This window comes from Kribbella sp. NPDC049584 (assembly GCF_040675555.1).
Classification (GTDB): Bacteria; Actinomycetota; Actinomycetes; order Propionibacteriales; family Kribbellaceae; genus Kribbella.
In genome coordinates, this window is the sequence record NZ_JBFAPF010000012.1 from 154,569 (window position 1) to 169,830 (window position 15,262).

23 protein-coding genes are annotated in these 15,262 nt (G+C 67.5%); 10 read left to right on the top strand and 13 right to left on the bottom strand.

Annotation, left to right across the window (positions count from 1 at the left end; genetic code table 11):
* The first annotated feature begins 48 nt into the window (after positions 1 to 48).
* Positions 49 to 549: a DinB family protein gene (locus AB0J62_RS33365; RefSeq protein WP_363879760.1), complete on the top strand. Its 501-nt coding sequence runs from the start codon at positions 49 to 51 to the stop codon at positions 547 to 549.
* 4 nt (positions 550 to 553) lie between these two features.
* Here the strand turns inward: AB0J62_RS33365 and AB0J62_RS33370 are convergent, their stop codons facing one another.
* From AB0J62_RS33370 to AB0J62_RS33385, 4 genes are all read right to left on the bottom strand, one after another.
* Positions 554 to 1,768 (bottom strand): sigma-70 family RNA polymerase sigma factor, encoded by a 1,215-nt coding sequence (locus AB0J62_RS33370; RefSeq protein ID WP_363879763.1) that lies wholly within the window; start codon positions 1,766 to 1,768, stop codon positions 554 to 556.
* Positions 1,768 to 2,244, bottom strand: coding sequence for a YciI family protein (locus tag AB0J62_RS33375; RefSeq protein WP_363879766.1), 477 nt, complete (start codon positions 2,242 to 2,244; stop codon positions 1,768 to 1,770). The genes AB0J62_RS33370 and AB0J62_RS33375 overlap by 1 nt, the downstream gene beginning before the upstream one ends.
* Before the next feature lie 127 nt (positions 2,245 to 2,371).
* Positions 2,372 to 2,656 carry an NUDIX domain-containing protein gene (locus AB0J62_RS33380; RefSeq protein ID WP_363879769.1) on the bottom strand — a complete coding sequence of 95 codons (285 nt, stop codon included), beginning with the start codon at positions 2,654 to 2,656 and terminating at the stop codon, positions 2,372 to 2,374.
* A 27-nt stretch (positions 2,657 to 2,683) separates the two neighbouring features.
* Positions 2,684 to 3,712 (bottom strand): hypothetical protein, encoded by a 1,029-nt coding sequence (locus AB0J62_RS33385; RefSeq protein ID WP_363879772.1) that lies wholly within the window; start codon positions 3,710 to 3,712, stop codon positions 2,684 to 2,686.
* Positions 3,713 to 3,918: 206 nt separating this feature from the next.
* On the opposite strand from AB0J62_RS33385, the gene AB0J62_RS33390 reads away from it, so the two are divergent.
* Positions 3,919 to 4,542: a methyltransferase domain-containing protein gene (locus AB0J62_RS33390; RefSeq protein ID WP_363879775.1), complete on the top strand. Its 624-nt coding sequence runs from the start codon at positions 3,919 to 3,921 to the stop codon at positions 4,540 to 4,542.
* A 1-nt stretch (position 4,543) separates the two neighbouring features.
* Here AB0J62_RS33390 and AB0J62_RS33395 read toward each other — a convergent pair whose 3' ends face one another.
* The gene (locus AB0J62_RS33395) at positions 4,544 to 4,855 is read right to left on the bottom strand and encodes a nucleotide pyrophosphohydrolase (RefSeq protein WP_363879778.1); all 312 of its coding nucleotides are present in this window, start codon (positions 4,853 to 4,855) and stop codon (positions 4,544 to 4,546) included.
* 33 nt (positions 4,856 to 4,888) lie between these two features.
* Here AB0J62_RS33395 and AB0J62_RS33400 point away from each other — a divergent pair, with 33 nt between their 5' ends.
* Positions 4,889 to 5,647: a phosphotransferase gene (locus tag AB0J62_RS33400; RefSeq protein ID WP_363879781.1), complete on the top strand. Its 759-nt coding sequence runs from the start codon at positions 4,889 to 4,891 to the stop codon at positions 5,645 to 5,647.
* Between the two features lie 225 nt (positions 5,648 to 5,872).
* On the opposite strand, the gene AB0J62_RS33405 is transcribed toward AB0J62_RS33400, so the two are convergent.
* Positions 5,873 to 6,850: a pyridoxal-phosphate dependent enzyme gene (locus tag AB0J62_RS33405; RefSeq protein ID WP_363879784.1), complete on the bottom strand. Its 978-nt coding sequence runs from the start codon at positions 6,848 to 6,850 to the stop codon at positions 5,873 to 5,875.
* Positions 6,851 to 6,875: 25 nt separating this feature from the next.
* On the opposite strand from AB0J62_RS33405, the gene AB0J62_RS33410 reads away from it, so the two are divergent.
* Both AB0J62_RS33410 and AB0J62_RS33415 read left to right on the top strand, forming a co-directional pair.
* A complete protein-coding gene (locus tag AB0J62_RS33410; RefSeq protein ID WP_363879787.1) occupies positions 6,876 to 7,499 on the top strand; it encodes an alpha/beta fold hydrolase in 624 nt (207 codons plus the stop codon).
* A 20-nt stretch (positions 7,500 to 7,519) separates the two neighbouring features.
* Positions 7,520 to 7,732: an alpha/beta hydrolase gene (locus AB0J62_RS33415; RefSeq protein WP_363879790.1), complete on the top strand. Its 213-nt coding sequence runs from the start codon at positions 7,520 to 7,522 to the stop codon at positions 7,730 to 7,732.
* On the opposite strand, the gene AB0J62_RS33420 is transcribed toward AB0J62_RS33415, so the two are convergent.
* The gene (locus AB0J62_RS33420; RefSeq protein ID WP_363879793.1) at positions 7,729 to 8,460 is read right to left on the bottom strand and encodes a nucleotidyltransferase domain-containing protein; all 732 of its coding nucleotides are present in this window, start codon (positions 8,458 to 8,460) and stop codon (positions 7,729 to 7,731) included. The two genes, AB0J62_RS33415 and AB0J62_RS33420, sit on opposite strands and share 4 nt — an antisense overlap.
* Before the next feature lie 223 nt (positions 8,461 to 8,683).
* Positions 8,684 to 9,028 (bottom strand): ClpX C4-type zinc finger protein, encoded by a 345-nt coding sequence (locus AB0J62_RS33425; protein ID WP_363879796.1) that lies wholly within the window; start codon positions 9,026 to 9,028, stop codon positions 8,684 to 8,686.
* A 97-nt stretch (positions 9,029 to 9,125) separates the two neighbouring features.
* On the opposite strand from AB0J62_RS33425, the gene AB0J62_RS33430 reads away from it, so the two are divergent.
* Together AB0J62_RS33430 and AB0J62_RS33435 are read left to right on the top strand one after the other, a co-directional pair.
* Entirely contained in the window at positions 9,126 to 9,557 is a 432-nt protein-coding gene (locus tag AB0J62_RS33430; RefSeq protein WP_363879799.1) for a hypothetical protein, read from the top strand.
* 19 nt (positions 9,558 to 9,576) lie between these two features.
* Positions 9,577 to 10,074: a hypothetical protein gene (locus tag AB0J62_RS33435; RefSeq protein ID WP_363879802.1), complete on the top strand. Its 498-nt coding sequence runs from the start codon at positions 9,577 to 9,579 to the stop codon at positions 10,072 to 10,074.
* On the opposite strand, the gene AB0J62_RS33440 is transcribed toward AB0J62_RS33435, so the two are convergent.
* Positions 10,071 to 10,451 carry a VOC family protein gene (locus tag AB0J62_RS33440; RefSeq protein ID WP_363879805.1) on the bottom strand — a complete coding sequence of 127 codons (381 nt, stop codon included), beginning with the start codon at positions 10,449 to 10,451 and terminating at the stop codon, positions 10,071 to 10,073. The two genes, AB0J62_RS33435 and AB0J62_RS33440, sit on opposite strands and share 4 nt — an antisense overlap.
* A 53-nt stretch (positions 10,452 to 10,504) precedes the next feature.
* Between AB0J62_RS33440 and AB0J62_RS33445 the strand changes: the two genes are divergently transcribed.
* Positions 10,505 to 10,879 carry a hypothetical protein gene (locus AB0J62_RS33445; protein WP_350853656.1) on the top strand — a complete coding sequence of 125 codons (375 nt, stop codon included), beginning with the start codon at positions 10,505 to 10,507 and terminating at the stop codon, positions 10,877 to 10,879.
* On the opposite strand, the gene AB0J62_RS33450 is transcribed toward AB0J62_RS33445, so the two are convergent.
* Complete coding sequence (locus AB0J62_RS33450) at positions 10,876 to 11,652, bottom strand: phosphotransferase (RefSeq protein ID WP_363879809.1); 777 nt, start codon at positions 11,650 to 11,652, stop codon at positions 10,876 to 10,878. The two genes, AB0J62_RS33445 and AB0J62_RS33450, sit on opposite strands and share 4 nt — an antisense overlap.
* Before the next feature lie 171 nt (positions 11,653 to 11,823).
* Here AB0J62_RS33450 and AB0J62_RS33455 point away from each other — a divergent pair, with 171 nt between their 5' ends.
* Both AB0J62_RS33455 and AB0J62_RS33460 read left to right on the top strand, forming a co-directional pair.
* A complete protein-coding gene (locus tag AB0J62_RS33455; protein ID WP_363879812.1) occupies positions 11,824 to 12,666 on the top strand; it encodes a DUF72 domain-containing protein in 843 nt (280 codons plus the stop codon).
* Positions 12,667 to 12,684: 18 nt separating this feature from the next.
* Complete coding sequence (locus AB0J62_RS33460) at positions 12,685 to 13,143, top strand: hypothetical protein (RefSeq protein WP_363879816.1); 459 nt, start codon at positions 12,685 to 12,687, stop codon at positions 13,141 to 13,143.
* A gap of 26 nt (positions 13,144 to 13,169) precedes the next feature.
* Here AB0J62_RS33460 and AB0J62_RS33465 read toward each other — a convergent pair whose 3' ends face one another.
* The 3 genes from AB0J62_RS33465 to AB0J62_RS33475 all read right to left on the bottom strand — a co-directional run bounded on the left by AB0J62_RS33465 (position 13,170) and on the right by AB0J62_RS33475 (position 15,231).
* Complete coding sequence (locus AB0J62_RS33465; RefSeq protein WP_363879819.1) at positions 13,170 to 13,670, bottom strand: methylated-DNA--[protein]-cysteine S-methyltransferase; 501 nt, start codon at positions 13,668 to 13,670, stop codon at positions 13,170 to 13,172.
* 38 nt (positions 13,671 to 13,708) lie between these two features.
* Positions 13,709 to 14,542 (bottom strand): carbon-nitrogen hydrolase family protein, encoded by an 834-nt coding sequence (locus tag AB0J62_RS33470; RefSeq protein ID WP_363879822.1) that lies wholly within the window; start codon positions 14,540 to 14,542, stop codon positions 13,709 to 13,711.
* Positions 14,543 to 14,889: 347 nt separating this feature from the next.
* Positions 14,890 to 15,231, bottom strand: a complete 342-nt coding sequence (locus AB0J62_RS33475; protein ID WP_363879825.1) for a hypothetical protein — start codon at positions 15,229 to 15,231, stop codon at positions 14,890 to 14,892.
* Positions 15,232 to 15,262: the final 31 nt, after the last annotated feature.

Below are 15,262 nucleotides of genomic sequence, written 5' to 3' on the forward strand. Positions count from 1 at the left end.
GGCCTAACCCGGTGGCCGTGCGTTCAACCTGCACGTAGCCTCGGCGGCATGTCGACATGGTCCGTGCCCGAGCGTCCCGAGCCGCCGAACAATCCGGTCGACGAGCGGTCCGCTCTCGATGACCGCCTCGAATACCAGCGCACCACGTTGCTGCGGAAGTGTGGCGGCCTGACTCCGGAGCAGCTCGCGATGCGATCGGTGCCGCCGTCGGAGCTGTCGCTGCTCGGACTTGTTCGGCATCTGTCGGGGGTCGAGGCCTGGTTTCACGCGTACGACGGCAAGCCGGACCACCTGTACTTCTGGGACTACGGCTCGACGAAGGGCATCGACATCCTCGACGTCACGCGGGCCGCGGACGACCTCGCCAGCTATCAGGCGAGTGTCGCCCGCTCGCGTACGGCGGTCGCGGGGCTCAGCCTCGACGCGGTCAGTCCCGGCGAGGACTACACGCTGCGGTGGATCTACCTGCACATGATCGAGGAGTACGCACGCCACAACGGTCACGCGGATTTCCTCCGCGAGCGCATCGACGGCGCCACCGGCGAATAGCTTGTCAGCCCAGCGCGGCTGCCTTGTTCAGTAGTACTGAGCGTTCGCGTTCGTTGGTGCAGAGACGGGCCGCCAGCTCGAGCTCGGCTCGCGCCTCGGGGAGGCGGCCGAGGCGGGCGAGGAGTTCGCCGCGTACGGTCGGGACCAGATGTGAACCGGGGAGGCGGTCCGAGGCGATCAGGTCGTCGACGATGGCCAGGGCCTCGGCGGGACCGGAGGCCATTGCGACGGCGACGGCACGGTTGAGCTCGACGACCGGGGAAGGCGCGACGCGGCCGAGTGCCTCGTACAGCACCACGATCCGGTCCCAGTAGGTTGCCTCCACCGACTGAGCCGACGCGTGTACGGCGGCGATCGCAGCCTGCAAGCCGTACGGTCCGAGCCCGCGAACAGACGCCTTGGCTAACGACGCCAGCCCACGCTGGATCGCCGAGAAGTCCCATCGCTGCCGGTCCTGGTCCTCCAGTAGGATCGGTGAACCATCCGCGCTTGTACGGGCCGGGAAGCGCGCGGCCGTCAGCTCGCACAGCGCAAGCAGGCCGTGTACCTCCGGCTCGTTCGGCAGCAGCGCGGCCAACGTTCGGGCGAGCCGGATCGCCTCGTACGCGACATCCCGGCGTACCAGAAGGTCGCCCGACGTCGCCGTCGATCCCTCGGTGAAGATCACGTAGACGACGCTGAGTACGCCGCCCAGCCGCTCCCGGCGCTCATCGGCCGGTGGCAGCTCGAACGGTACGCCGGCTGCCGCGATCGTCTTCTTCGCGCGGGTGATGCGGGCCTGCACGGTCGGTACGGATACCAGGAACGCGCGGGCGATCTGTTCGGACGACAGGCCGGCGACCACGCGCAGGGTCAGCGCCACCCGGGCCTCAGGCGAGAGCACCGGATGGCAGCTGATGAACATCAGCGCCAGGATGTCGTCGTCGATCCGGTCCGGGTCGATGTCCTCGTCGACGGCGGGATCGGACGCAAGCAGCGCGTAGCGGTCCTTCAGCGCAGTACGGCGACGGATCGCGTCGATCGCCCTGCGCCGGGCCGTGGCCATCAGCCAGCCGGCCGGACTGTCCGGAGGGGTGCGCGGCCACGACACCAACGCCTCGGCCACGGCCTCCTGCGCGGCGTCCTCGGCCAACGCGAAATCCCCGGTGAACCGAGTCAGCGCGGCCACGATCCGCGCCGACTCGATCCGCCAGACGGCCTCGACATCCGCTGCATCCATCAAACTCGGCCGGCGCTCTCGCGCTCTCCGTCCTCGCCGGCACCGGCTCCCGCAGACTCCCTGCCGGCTTCCGTAGACCCTGCGCCGGCACGAGCTTCCGCCGACTCCTCGTGGCCCGGCGGTCGCTCGTCCTCGCCGGCAACCCGCCGTACCTCGATCTTGGATCCGGACACCGACGGCAGCCGCTTGGCCCACTCGACCGCCTCCTGCTTCGACGCCACGTCGAGCATGAAGTAGCCCCCGAACAGTTCCTTCGTCTCGCCGTACGGTCCGTCGGTTACCACCGGAGCCTCCCCGCTGAAGTCGACCACGACACTCTCGGCCGCGTCATCCAACCCCTCGGCCGCGATGAACACCCCGGCCTTCATCAACTCCTCGATGAACTGGTACGTCGAAGCCGCCAACTCCTCGAACCCAGCCATCACAGCCGCATTCGACTCGTCGGTCCCCCGCATGATCAACATGTACTTCGCCATCGCACTCTCCTAGTCCCGCGAACCGCCACCCGGCCCGCACCACCCCCAGGTCGAACACCCAACCCCCAGATCGACAACCTCCCAGAAAACTTCTCCCACCACGACACCGCCGAGCATGCTGGACGTGTCACTCGGCCCGCGAGACGACACCCGAATGCGTGAAGTCGATGGGCCGACCGAACGAGTCCCGGTCAACGTGAAACTCGAACGGAGCCCGGTCGACGACCCGCCCAAGCTCTACGCCGCACTCTTCCCGCAGCTCGCGCCGAAGCGTCACCACCTCGGATTCGTCACGCTCAGGCGAACCACCGGGCAGATCCAGAAGCCCGACGTACGGCCCACGCGCCTTCCGCACGAGGACGATCCGCCCCTCCTGCCACCAGACCGCATAAACCCCGAAATGCTCGGCCACACACCTAGTTCATCATTCGCAGGCGCTTCAGTCGGTGGCGAGTGCGGCGATTGCGGTGAGGTAGTTGTAGGGGATTTCGGCGCGGGCTCGGAGTTCGACGGCGTCCGCGTGGGGGAGTAGGCGTTGCCATGAGGTGAGGCGGTGGACGTTGGTGAGGGGCTCGGTGGCGGCGAGGTCGGCGCGGAGTACCTGGGGGTCGGCGTCCAGGTGGTCGCGCCAGACGGTCAGGTAGGTGGTGAGTAGTTCGTCGCGGTCCGGGCGGGACAGCGGGGCGCGGGTCCAATCCGTGACGGCGTCGAGGAAGCCGTGGAGCGAGACGAACGGGTGGGCCCGGAGGGCGTTGCCGAAGTCGAAGAAGCGGGGGCGGAGTACGCCGGTCGAGCGGTCGGCGAAGATGTTGGCGGGGTAGATGTCGTTGATCTCCAGGTCGAGCGGAACGGTGTCGCTGAGGGACGCGATTCGTCGGTCCAGCACGTCGGCGGCGCGCTCGGCTCGTTTCAGCAGCTCCGGATCGAACTGGAGGGCCGACCATTCCTCCGCCACGGCGCGCACGCGGTCACCGGCGGCGTGCGGGGCGAGCTCGACCATCCCGTCGTACTGCGTCAGGTCGAGCCGGCCGAGCACGGTGCATTGGAGGCGGGCCAGGGCGTCGACGACGATGCAGCGCGCCCGCTGGTCGGCGACATCGGCATGCGTCAGCGTCGTACCTTGATCGTCCGTCAGCAGCCAACGGCGTTCGCGATCCACCGCGAGCGGTGCGATGACGTCGTACGGCGCGAGTCGGGCCAACGCGGCGACCAGCGCGGGCTCGAACCGATGGCCGGGGTTGTTCTCCTTGAACCACACCAGACCCTCAGCGGTCGGATAGCAGCGCACGACCGACCAGAAGCGAGCGCGGTAGGTGACGGGTACACCGCTGATCTGGCGACCGCGTTCCGCGAGTCGATGAGCGACCCAGGCATCCGCGGCCTGCGTCCACTCGGATGACGTCCAACGGCGGACCCATTGACCCTCCGCGTCGGGGCCGAGCGGTCTGGCAGGCGGCGGATCGTGCACCCGCGGCACGCTACCGGCCGGCGAATAACCGGTTGCTCGGGCGTGGGGTGTCTCGGAGACTCGCGTCGCATGGATGATGCCGAGCTCGACGTGCTGCTGAGGAACGAGCGCTACCCGCGGTCCGCGGCGTACTCCGGGCGGTGGATGGTTGATGGCGGGATGGGGCCTGGCCTAACCCCGTATGGCAGGCGGAGGCGCTCGGCGAGATGATGGCGCTCGAGCCCGGGATGCGGGTGCTCGATATGGGGTGTGGCGCCGCGCTCAGCTCGATCTTTCTGGCCAAGGAGTTCGGCGTTGAGGTGTGGGCGACCGACCTGTGGATCAAGCCTGACGAGAACCTGCGCCGTGTGACCGAGGCTCGACTGGAAGATCAGGTTCACCCGGTCCACGCCGAAGCCCACGCCCTGCCGTTCGCCGAGGATTTCTTCCACGCGCTCGTCAGCATCGGCGCGTACCACTACTTCGGCACCGACGACCTGTACCTCGGCTATTACTCGCGTTTCGTCAAGCGCGGCGGCCAGCTCGGCATCATCCAGCCGGGACTCGTCGCGGAGTACGAGACGCTTCCCCCGCCGCACCTGGCGCCGTACTGGAAATGGGACTTCTGCGCCTGGCACAGCCCCGCGTGGTGGCGTCGCCACTGGGAGAAGACCGGCCTGGTCACTGTCGACCTCGCCGACGAACTCCCCGGCGGCTGGCAGGACTGGCTGCAATGGAACGAAGCCTGCGACCAAGACGCCGGTACGCCGAACCGCGAGGAAGCCCAAATGCTCCACGTCGACGCCGGCCGGTCCCTCGGTCTCGTCCGAGTAGTTGCCCATCGCAACTGAGTCATCGCAACTTCGTGTCCAGCTCGTCGGTCATCCGGGCGAACTCGGCCGCCAGATCGATGTGGTAGCGGTCGGCAAGTACCAGGACTGACCAGAGGCAGTCGGCCAGTTCGTGCCCGAGCCGGCTTCGGGCGTCGTCGATCTCGCGGCGCCCGTCGACTGCCATGACTAGCTTGGCGAGATCGCCCTCGTCACCGGCGAAACCCAGGGCGAGATCGCCGGTCGTCCACTCGGTGCGACCTGCGGACGTGTTGTGGCGGTCGTACAGCTTACTGATCTCGACCGCGCGTGCCTGGAGAGCTGCTAATTCCATGCCGGTAGAGCCTACGTTCGACAGGATGGTGGTGTGGAACGTGAAGAGGTGCTGACGGGCGGGAACGTCGCCGGTCGCGTCGTGCGGATCGGGGCGACGGTGCGGAAGCCCGCGCTTCCGCAGACGCCCGGAGTCGAGGCTGTGCTCGAGTACCTCGCCGAGCAGCACTTCGACGGTGCGCCGCGCACGTACGGGCGTGACGCCGAGGGCCGGCATGTCCTCGAGCACGTCCGCGGAGAGCTCGCCCACGCGATGCCTCCATCGACCCCGGACGAGTTGCGACGGGTCGGCCGGCTGATTCGCGAACTCCATGACACGATGGAGAGCTTCGAGCCGCCGTCGTACGCCGCCTGGCACGTCATCGTGCCAGACCCCGCCGGCGGCAACCTGGTCTGTCACAACGACCTCGCGCCCTGGAACCTGGTCCGCAACGACGAGCGCTGGGTCTTCATCGACTGGGACAACGCCGGCCCCTCATCGCGACTCTGGGATCTCGGGTACGCCGCAACCGCGTTCGTCCCGTTCGTTCCGGGAGGCGATGTGGACGTCGACAGCCCGCGGTTGCGTGCCCTGGTGGACGGCTACGGCCTCGACGCCCGGCAGCGGCATGCCCTTCCCGCCCAGATCGCGGCTCGCACCCGCGGCCAGTACGACCTGCTGATCCGCGGCCACGAGACCGGAGAGCAACCGTGGGCACGTCTCTACGAAGAGGGCCACGCCGACTACTGGGGTCCGACCGCCGAATACATCGCCGCGCATCATGACGACTGGGTCGCAGCCCTCATTACCTGACGACCTGCTCAACCGCGAGGACGCTGAGCATGGGGAGCATCACGGGGGCCGCCGAGGCGCTCGGCGCGGCCGGAGCACGATCGAGGTGGCACGAGACTGCCTGGGCGACCCGCCGGCTCGGAACGCTCTCGAGGAACCTGCTGGCCGGCGTCCTCATCGCGGGCTCGTCGGTCAGCAGCCTCGTCGTCACCCCGCCGCGCCCGCCAGATCCTGACAGCCGGCCGATCAGCCGCCTTGCGCGCCGATCCAGCGGTGGTACGCGGGTAGGTCGACGTTGCTGCCGCAGATGATGGTGAGGATGTGGCGGTCGGCGAAGCGGGTGGGGTTCTCGAGGACGGCGGCGATGCCGAGGGCGGCGGAGGGTTCGACGATGAGGCCGGCTTGGTTGTAGAGCAGGCGCATGCCGGTGATGATCGATTGCTCCTGGACGAGTACGGCGTCGTCGGCGATCAGGAACAGGTCGTCGAGGACTTCCGGGATCGGGAACCGACCGGCGACTCCATCGGCGATGGTGTTGGTGGAGTCGGTGGTGACGACGCGACGTTGGTGCCACGAGTGCGTCAGCGCCGGCGCGCCGTGCGGTTGCACGCAGATCACGTCAATGTCGGGCGCCAGGTCCTTCACCACATGACCCACGCCAGTGGCCATCGCCCCGCCCCCGAGCGCGATCAGCACGGTGTCGAACGTCGGCGTACTCGCCATCAACTCGAGGCCGATCGTCGCCGCACCCTCGCAGGTCTCGAGGTCGAGGCTGTCTTCGAGTAGCCGAATTCCTTCGTACTGCGCAATCGCCGCCGCCCGCTCACGCGCCAACTCGTGGTCGCCGTCGACGAGCTCCAACTCGGCGCCCAGCGCACGAATCCGGTCGAGCTTCGCCTTGGTCGCAAACCGCGAAGCCACAACCGTGACCTCAAGCCCACGACGCCGCCCCGACCAAGCAAGCGCCTGCCCGAGATTGCCAGCACTCGCGCAAACAACCGCCCCCGCACCCGCCCCAGCCAACTGACTCGCAACCAACTCAGTACCGCGCCCTTTGAAACTACGCACCGGGTTCGCCGTCTCAAGCTTGATGCTCACCCCACAACCAAGCTCCCCCTCCAACGCCTCACATCTGTACTGCGGCGTATCCAGAAACACCGGGTCAATAACCCCCCGAGCTGCCCGAATCCGCCCGATATCAAGCCGGCTCTCTCCCACAAACACGAGCCTAACGGGTCATACTGCAACGATGGCCGAGTCCCATGTGCCGCTCAACGGCACCCGGCATTGGGTACGGACCGTCGGTGACCTGCACGCCGCGACCCCGCTCGTCGTGCTTCATGGCGGACCGGGCGGATTCATCTACGACTTCGAGCAGCTGACAGGCCCAGCGCTCGAGCAGCTCGGCCCAGTCGTGTACTACGAACAACGCGGATCCGGCCGCAGCGATCGACCGTCCGACGGCGAGTACTCGATCCCAGTTCTTGTCGATGATCTTGAACAGTTGCGCCGGCATCTGGGCGTAGGACGGATGACGCTGCTCGGGATCTCGTTCGGCGGCGAGCTCGCGGCGGAGTACACCGTCGCGTATCCCCTCCATGTTGAGAAGCTGATTCTTCAAGGCACCGGTCTGGCAGGCCCGCTCACTCCTTCGCCGTGGGCGGCAGGGTTCGATGCCGTTGCTGCTGACAACAAGATGCGTACTGCGATCCGTACTGCGGTTGAACGGTCGGGTCCAACCGCTGCCTGGGACGTTGTCGATCGCGCGACCGTCGACCGGTTCTTGTTCCACAAGCCTGTGTCGGCGGAGACGGTCCGGGCACTGGGGCGGAGAGCGGACTTGTCAACACCGGCGAGATGTCCGCCGGGCTAGCGGAGCAACCTCCGCGACACGTGCCACTCGTCGACGAGCTTGCCGCTCTCGACCTCCCCGTGCTGATCCTGATCGGCTTGTGGGATCGCAACGCTGGTGTCGATGCGTGCCGCGATCTCGCCACACGCCTCCCGTGGGCGCAGCTCCAGGTCTTCGACCACAGTGCGCACTTTCCCAACGTGGAGGAGCCCGAGCGGTACGTCGGTGCGGTTGCCGCCTGGCTCGCGGGCTAGTGCGAGGGGTCGAGGAGGGTGAGGTAGGTGTGGGCGGCGGCGAGGCTTTCCGGGTGGACTAGGGGGTCGAACTGGGTGAGGAGTTGGTGGAGGGTGGCGAGGTGGTCGGGCCGGGTGCCTTTGGGGGACCCGCCGAGGAACTCGATTGTGTCGGCGGCTTCGGGCGAGTGGCGGGCGACCTGTTTGGCTGCGATTGGGATGAGGGCGAGCAGCATTGCCTCGTGCTCGTCGGCGGTCTTTGGGGTGGCTGGCTCGTGGGGGCCGTGGTACTCCGAGAGGGATTGGGTGATGCCGTGTCGGTCGAAGAGCACGGTGCTGGCGGGTGGCCAGGTCGCCAGCGAGATCGGATGGATGGACCAGTCGACCCAGAGTGGGAGGTCGTCCGTGACGTACTGCGCACTGACTGCTCGGGTGCCGAGCGGGCCGTTGTGGCGGGCATCGATCGCGAATGTTCGGCGACCGGGTCCGCTGGGGAGGCGATCAGGTACTGCGTAGTCGTCGAGGTGCTCGTCCTTCACGACGAGCAGCAGATCGACGTCGCTCCAGTCGTCGGCACGCCCAGCGCCCAGCGAACCGACCAGTGCTGCGCCGACAACCACCGGATCGTCTCGGAGCGCGGCAACCACCGCGCTCATCCATCGATCGCGAATGCGAGCCAGGCGCGGTGCGGGCGGTGCGCTCCCGTCGCTCGCCCGCGCCGTACTCCGGGCCCAATCGTCGCCGGTCATCTGGCACCGACCACCGCTGCCCGAGGGCCTCCTGCTGACCGTCCGGCTGGTTCCACGAGCCGGTCTGCCGGCCCCGGCAGTTCGCCGGGTGCCCACTCGCCGTTGGGGAGGTGGAAGTCGGCGACGGCTGCGAGGGCTTCGTCCGTACGCCAGGAGAGCGTTGCGTCTGGCAACCATTCACGGTCGACTTCGCCATGACGGGCGAGGAGAATGCTCGGCACGGTTATTCCTCGCCGGAGAAGCGTTCCCAGGCTGATTGGCGGCTGATTCCTAGTGCTTCGCCGATTCGTGCCCAGGTGACGGATCGGGAGCGGAGCCGTAGTACGCGGTCCTGGACGGCTGCTTCGACCTGGCTGTGTGACGAGTTGATCCGGACCATGTCGGCCAGCAGTTCGTCGTCGGTCTTGCCGTCCAAGGGCGGGAACTTCGGCATGGGCTTCCCGGCGAGCAACTGGTCGCACAGCCCCACGCACTCGTTGCAGATGAACACCCCGGGTCCGGCGATCAGGTGCTCGACCTCGTCCCGGACCTTGCCGCAGAACGAGCAACGCATCAGGTTGTCTGACATGACACCTCCCGATCGATCTTGTCAGGGTTACCCTGACAGCGCTTGTCAGGCTAACCCTGACAAGCGCAACCGGTCAAGCGTCGGGAAGAATCCGTACATGCCGACGTACGTGAGATACCAGAGTCCTGTTCCCGATCGACGCGGGCGGCGGATCGGGATCTTCGGCCTGGTGAACATGTTGGCCAATCGCGGGTGGTTGAGCGCGGAGGAAGAGCAATTCCGGCGTACGACGAATGCCTGGTACGACGCGACGTACGCAAATCCGTCGAGTGTCGATCCGACAATCTACGAGAACAATCCGTTCGCCGCGGCGTGGTTCATTCCGACTGCCGAGCATTTGCTGGAGCCGATTCCCGGGTATCTCAAGATCCTTGCCGCGCACCACCTTCCGTGCGAGCGGTATACCTCCAACTCCCCGGGCCGCATCATCTACGAGGACCTGCACCAGGTGGTCGTCGTACCGCACGAGCCCGAGGACCTCGCCAACGCGACCACGTTCATGTGGCTCCCGCCCCGCAAAGACCTGTGAGCTGCTAGTAGTACGCCCCATGGCCAGTGAGTGGGAAGACTCGGAGTTGCCGCGTGGGATTGTGGCGTTGCTGGAGGAGCCGCGGGCGTTGAGCGACATCGCCGAGCGGCTCGAGGTGACGGACGCGCGTGTGCTCTGGTATCTCCAGAAGCTCCGCGACACCGGTCGGGTCGTGGAGGACGCCGGCGTTTGGCGGCGTACTGCGGCTGGGGCGCAGCTCGCCGAGAGCCCCGCACCGGAGAAGAGGGCGTGGACTGAGCTGCCCGGAGCGAGTGCGCAGGACTACGTGCAGGCGTACGCCGATGCAGCGGCGGGCATGTTCGGGACTGGGTTCGTGCAGGACATGGGTGAGCACGCCGGGCGGGTCCCGAGAGAGCGGGTCGCAGAGTTTCACGAGCGGTTGTTGAGTCTGGTCGGTGAGTACTTCGCGCCTGACAAGGTCGATCGCGCAGCGAGTCCGAAGTACGGCTTCCGGTGGGTGCTGACCCCGGTGGACCTGCATCCGCTCGACGATTAGCCGGGCGTCCAGCACAAGCAGAACGGGTGGCCCGCAGGGTCGGCGTACACCTGAACACCGCGCGCGGCGGTCGGATCGTCGGCGGGTTTCAAGAGCCGGGCGCCGAGGGCGATGGCTCGCTCGTGGGCGGCGGAGTGCGCGTCGACGCCCTCGAAGTACAGGTCGAGGTGGATCTGCTGCGGCGTACCGTCAGGCCACTCCGGCGGCACGTGGTCAGGCGCGAGCTGGACACCGAGCGCCCACCCGCCGTCGACCCAGATCGCGTGCCAGCGCTCGCTCCACTTCTCGACGGTGCCGTCGAGGAAGCCGGCCCAGAACGTGCTCTCGGCCTCGATGTCGGCCGCGTCGAAGACGATCATCCGGTGCTTGATGTCCATACACGCCAGTCTGACCGCTCAAGTGGCCAGCTGGATCACTTACGGTGAGGTACATGGCGTTTGCTGCGAAGGGAAGCAAGGGAGAGTCGTTCCTTGCCGTGGTGGTTGGTGGTGGGGCGGCGTTCGGGTTGATCGTCGTGACGTCGCGGGCGTGGAAGGCGTGTCATGTCGACGTGACCGGCAGCGTGCCGAACGGGCTGACGTTGCTGTTCCTCGGCCTGCCGCTGGCGTTGATCGTCAACCTGGTGCTGTTCACCATCGTCTTCCGGTACGCCGGGAAGGCGTTCCTGTTCTCGCTCATCGCAGCCGCTATCGCAATAGCGATCGCCGACCTCGCGCTGTTCTCGTGGCAAGGCACCCCGGCCGGCTCGCCCGGCACCTGCCCGGGCAACGTCCCGCCATGGTGGCCCACCTGGATCCCGACCTAGTCCACGAGTCGCAGTAGAGCGGCGGCACGTTCCGGAGCGCCGATGTCGGCCGTCGAGGGGAACAGGCGGCCCCAGGAGCCGGCGCGGGTGACGTGGCTGAGCCGGCGGGCGAGGGCGGCTGCCCGGCGTAGATCGGAACGCGGGTGTTCAGCGGTCCACGGCTCCAGGTACGCGTCCTCCAACCGCGAGACCACCTCCGGGCCCAGCTGCTCGGCCGCGCGGTCGATCGCGACGAGCAGACTGCAGAACGGATGGGCGACATTCGCGTCACCCCAGTCGAAGAACGTGTACCGGCCGGGCCCCGCCACCAGGATCTGCCCATCGTGCAGATCAGCGTGGTCGAGCGTCGCAGCGATCCCGAACCCGTCCAGCTCAGCGCACCACTCCACCAGCCGGGGCCGGAACGCCGACAACCGCTCGCGATCAACCGCATCAACGGTCTGCACGAGCGAGTCGAACAACGCAGGCAGCACTCGGGCGTCAGGTACGCCGAGACGCACCAGCTCCTCGACCCGCGGTACGAGCGCCCGCTGCAGCTCGGCGTACTGAACCAGCACCTCTTCCCAATGCCGTACATCCAAGGTCTGACTGCGCAGGAGCGAGCCGTCGTCCGGGAGGAGCGCCCAGCCGCGAACGCAGTCCACGGCGTACGGCGTGAGCACGTGCTCGGGCGCCCATCGCGACAACGCCTCGGCGAGCGCCGGTTCGAATGCACTGCCGGGCGATGTCGCCTTGAACCAGACCGGACGGTCAGCGCAGACCCGGATGATCACCGACCACGGCCGAAGCCGTACGCGCCGCTCGCCCGTCTCGCTGACGCCGAGCTCGGCAAGCTAATGATCGAGCCACTCGAGGGCCGCGGAGCGCCAGGCCGGATCCTCCCAGGGCGTCCGTGCGTCCTCGTAGGATCCGCGGTCGATGTGCATAGGGTCAATAATCGAGGGATGACGCGCTGGCCGGACACCCAATTTCGGATCGGCATCTCCGGATGGCGCTACCCGCCGTGGCGCAAGGTCTACTACCCCGAAGGACTCCCGCAGCGCGCCGAGCTCGAGTACGCGTCGAACCGGCTGAACTCGATCGAGCTCAACGGCTCGTTCTACGCCCTGCAACGGCCGTCGTCCTACCAGCGCTGGTACGACGAGACGCCCGACGGCTTCGTCTTCTCGGTCAAAGGCCCGCGGTTCGTCACGCACATGAAGCGGCTGGCCGACATAGACGCCCCGATGGCCAACTTCTTCGCCTCCGGAGTGCTTGCGCTCGGCAACAAATTCGGACCGGTGCTGTGGCAACTACCGCCGAACTTCAAGTACGACGCGGAGCGGTGCGGCGCGTTCTTCGCGCAGTTGCCCCGGACAACGTCCGCTGCGGCGGAGGTTGCCAAGGGCCACGACGAGCGGATGGAGGGTCGCGCGCTGCTGGAATGCGCCGTCGACATTCCGCTGCGGCACGCGATCGAAGTACGGCACGACAGTTTCAAGACCAAGGGGTTCATCGAGTTGGCGCGGGAGCACGACATCGCGGTGGTGTGTGCGGATACGGCCGGCAAGTGGCCGATGTTCAACGATGTGACCGCCGACTTCGCCTATGTCAGGTTGCACGGCGCTGAAGAGCTTTATGTAAGCGGGTACGACGACAAGTCGCTCAAGCGCTGGGCGCGGAAGATCCGCTCGTGGAAGTGCGATACCTACGTGTACTTCGACAACGACGTGAAGGTGCACGCGCCGTACGACGCGGAGCGGCTGGCGAGCCTGCTCGGGATCAGTTCGGCCGCCGCCGAAGTATGACGGGCTTACTGTCGCGGCATGACTGAGAATCCTGGAGAGCTTGTCGAGCAAGCGGTGGAGCGGTCGCTGAAGCTGGTCGTCACCTGGCCGGCGTGGGACGGCGAGCCGCGGACGTCCGACGACGGGCGGACGTTCACCCCGCACAAGGCGGTCCGCCGGATCGCCGACCATATGGTCGATCACCTCGCCGAGGTCGAGGCGCTGCTGGCCGGCGTACCGACGCAGCCCGACGAATGGCACGCGAGCGCGCTCACCTCCGCGGCCGACCTCGCGCCGTTCTCCGAAGAGGACGTGCGCGAGGCCGAGCAACGGCTGCGCCGGCTCGGGCGGACCTTCGTACTGCGGTACGCCGCCGTCGAGCCGGCCGAGTGGGACAAGGACCGCAGCCCGAACTGGACCCTCCGCCAGATCGCCGAACACCTGACGGAGCTCGACTGGTACGCCGAGCAGGTCGGCAACCTGTCACAAACAGACTAGTCACAACAGGACTAGTCGCAGTCGGACTAGAACAACCGGGCGCCGACCGGCTGCTCCAGGTCGAGCAGGAACTGCTTCCGCTTGAGCCCGCCGGCGTACCCGGTCAGCGAGCCGTTCTTCCCGATCACCCGGTGACACGGGATCACGATGGACAACGGGTTCTGCCCGACCGCCTTGCCGACCGCCTGTGCCGCGTGCGGTGGCTCTCCGAGCCGCGCGGCGATCTCGCCGTACGTCGTGGTCTCGCCGTACGGGATCTCCTCGAGCACCGTCCAGACGCGGCGCTGGAACTCGTCGCCGTGCAGCCGGGTCGGGACGTCGAAGCTCACCCGCCCACCGGCGAAGTACGCCTCCAGTTGCTCTACGACCGCGGCGATGAACGGGTCGGTGGCTTCGACCCGTTCACCCAGCGTCTCCGCGGCCGGCTTGACCCAGTGGTGCGGGAAGTAGACGCCGACCAGTACGTCGTCGGCGGCGACCAAGGTGAGGTCACCGATCCGGGTGCTGACAATCGCGTGCCTGTTCATACAGGTAGAACGCGTCAGCACCCGGACCTGTGAGGGCGCTACGAGTTGACGCGCTCCCGCGTGCGCTGCCGGAAGGTCCGGCCGCTCTCGCTGATATCAGCCCGGTCCACGTCGGTCACCACAACCGCCGGCGTACTGTCCGACGGCCCCTGGACGGCCCACTCGCCGCGCGGGTTGATCACGCCCGCGTCGAGACCGGCGCCCGGGTTGGCCGGAACGGCGAGACTGATCCAGCACGTGTTGATCGCAGCGATCCCACGTGCCTGGATGCCGATGTGCTCGTTGCGGTCCACGCCGTTGCTGCAGTACGACACGAGGACGCCGTCGACGCCGAGGCGGTCGTACTCCGTGAACACCTCGGGGAAGATCACGTCCAGCCCGAGCGCGAGCCCGAACCGGTACCCGTCCACCTCGAACGTCAGCGGGTCTGTGCCCGGCGTGTACATCCAGGTGACCTTGGTCGTCGACAGCATCCGTTCGTCGTACCGTGCGACCAGCTTCCCCTGGTCGGACACGACGTACATGCTGTTGTGCGGCCGGGCGTCGGGCAGTTGGTGCACCGTCGGGAGCACGGTCCAGATCCTGAGTTCGCGGGAGAGGGCGACGATCTGGTCGACCTCGTCCTGTAGGACCTTCCAGTCCGCCTTGGTCCAGTCGGACGGACCGATTTCGTCCGGGCCGAGTGAGGACATCACCCACTTGCTCGGGAAGCAGATCGCGCCCTCGGTGAAGTGGACGAGGCGCGCGCCGGCGGCCGCGGCCTCCCGCATCAGGCGACGGACCTCGGCGCCGCTCTCGCGGAGCAGCGTGGGGTTCGTCGGGTCCTCGTGGACGGTGGTCTGGGCGACGGCGATTCGCAAGGTTTCCGGCATGTCTTCTCCTGTCGGAGTCGGACGGAAGTGCCGGAGGGCAGACGTGTAGGACTCACCGGTTTTCGCGGCGCGGGCTCGGACCCGTTGCTTGAAGTTCCTGTGCGCTGTCATCTGGCCTTCCACGCACTCGCACGCGATCCCCCAGCGATCCCGTCGAGGCGGCTGACCAGGACGAGCGGCCCGAGACAGGAAGTCCCTTTGCCTTCTCACTGTGACCGCGCTGGGGCCGGTCGACGAAGGTGAGGCGCGGGCCGCGCCGGACCCATATCTTGTCCGAGCCGCCGCGACGGAGTCAATCGGACTCGCCGCCCGTGCAGGCATACCAAACCGTACGGTATGGCAGATCCTCAGCGGCGCAAGTGATCGCCGGCCGCGTCCATGGCTACCCCGACCAGCTCCGGGCTGAGGTCGACGACCGTGTTCCCGTCGGCGTCCAGCTTGCCGGACTCGGTGATCGACAGTCCGATCAGCGCCAACGCTCCGGCTCGGTGCCGTTGCAGACGAGCGGCCGGGTCCTCGGGCCGCTCCGGCACGCGGGCGTCGTCCAGCTCGCCGGCATCGTCCTGTTCCCAGGCTGCGACGGCGCGCTCCGCAAGGGCGGCCGGCACGGTGACCCGGATCGAGGGCAGTCCGGCCGCGCGGAACGTCGTACCGATCAGGCCCAGGACTCGGGCGTCGTCCGTATACACGCGAAGGATGGTAGCGACCACCGGCGGCATA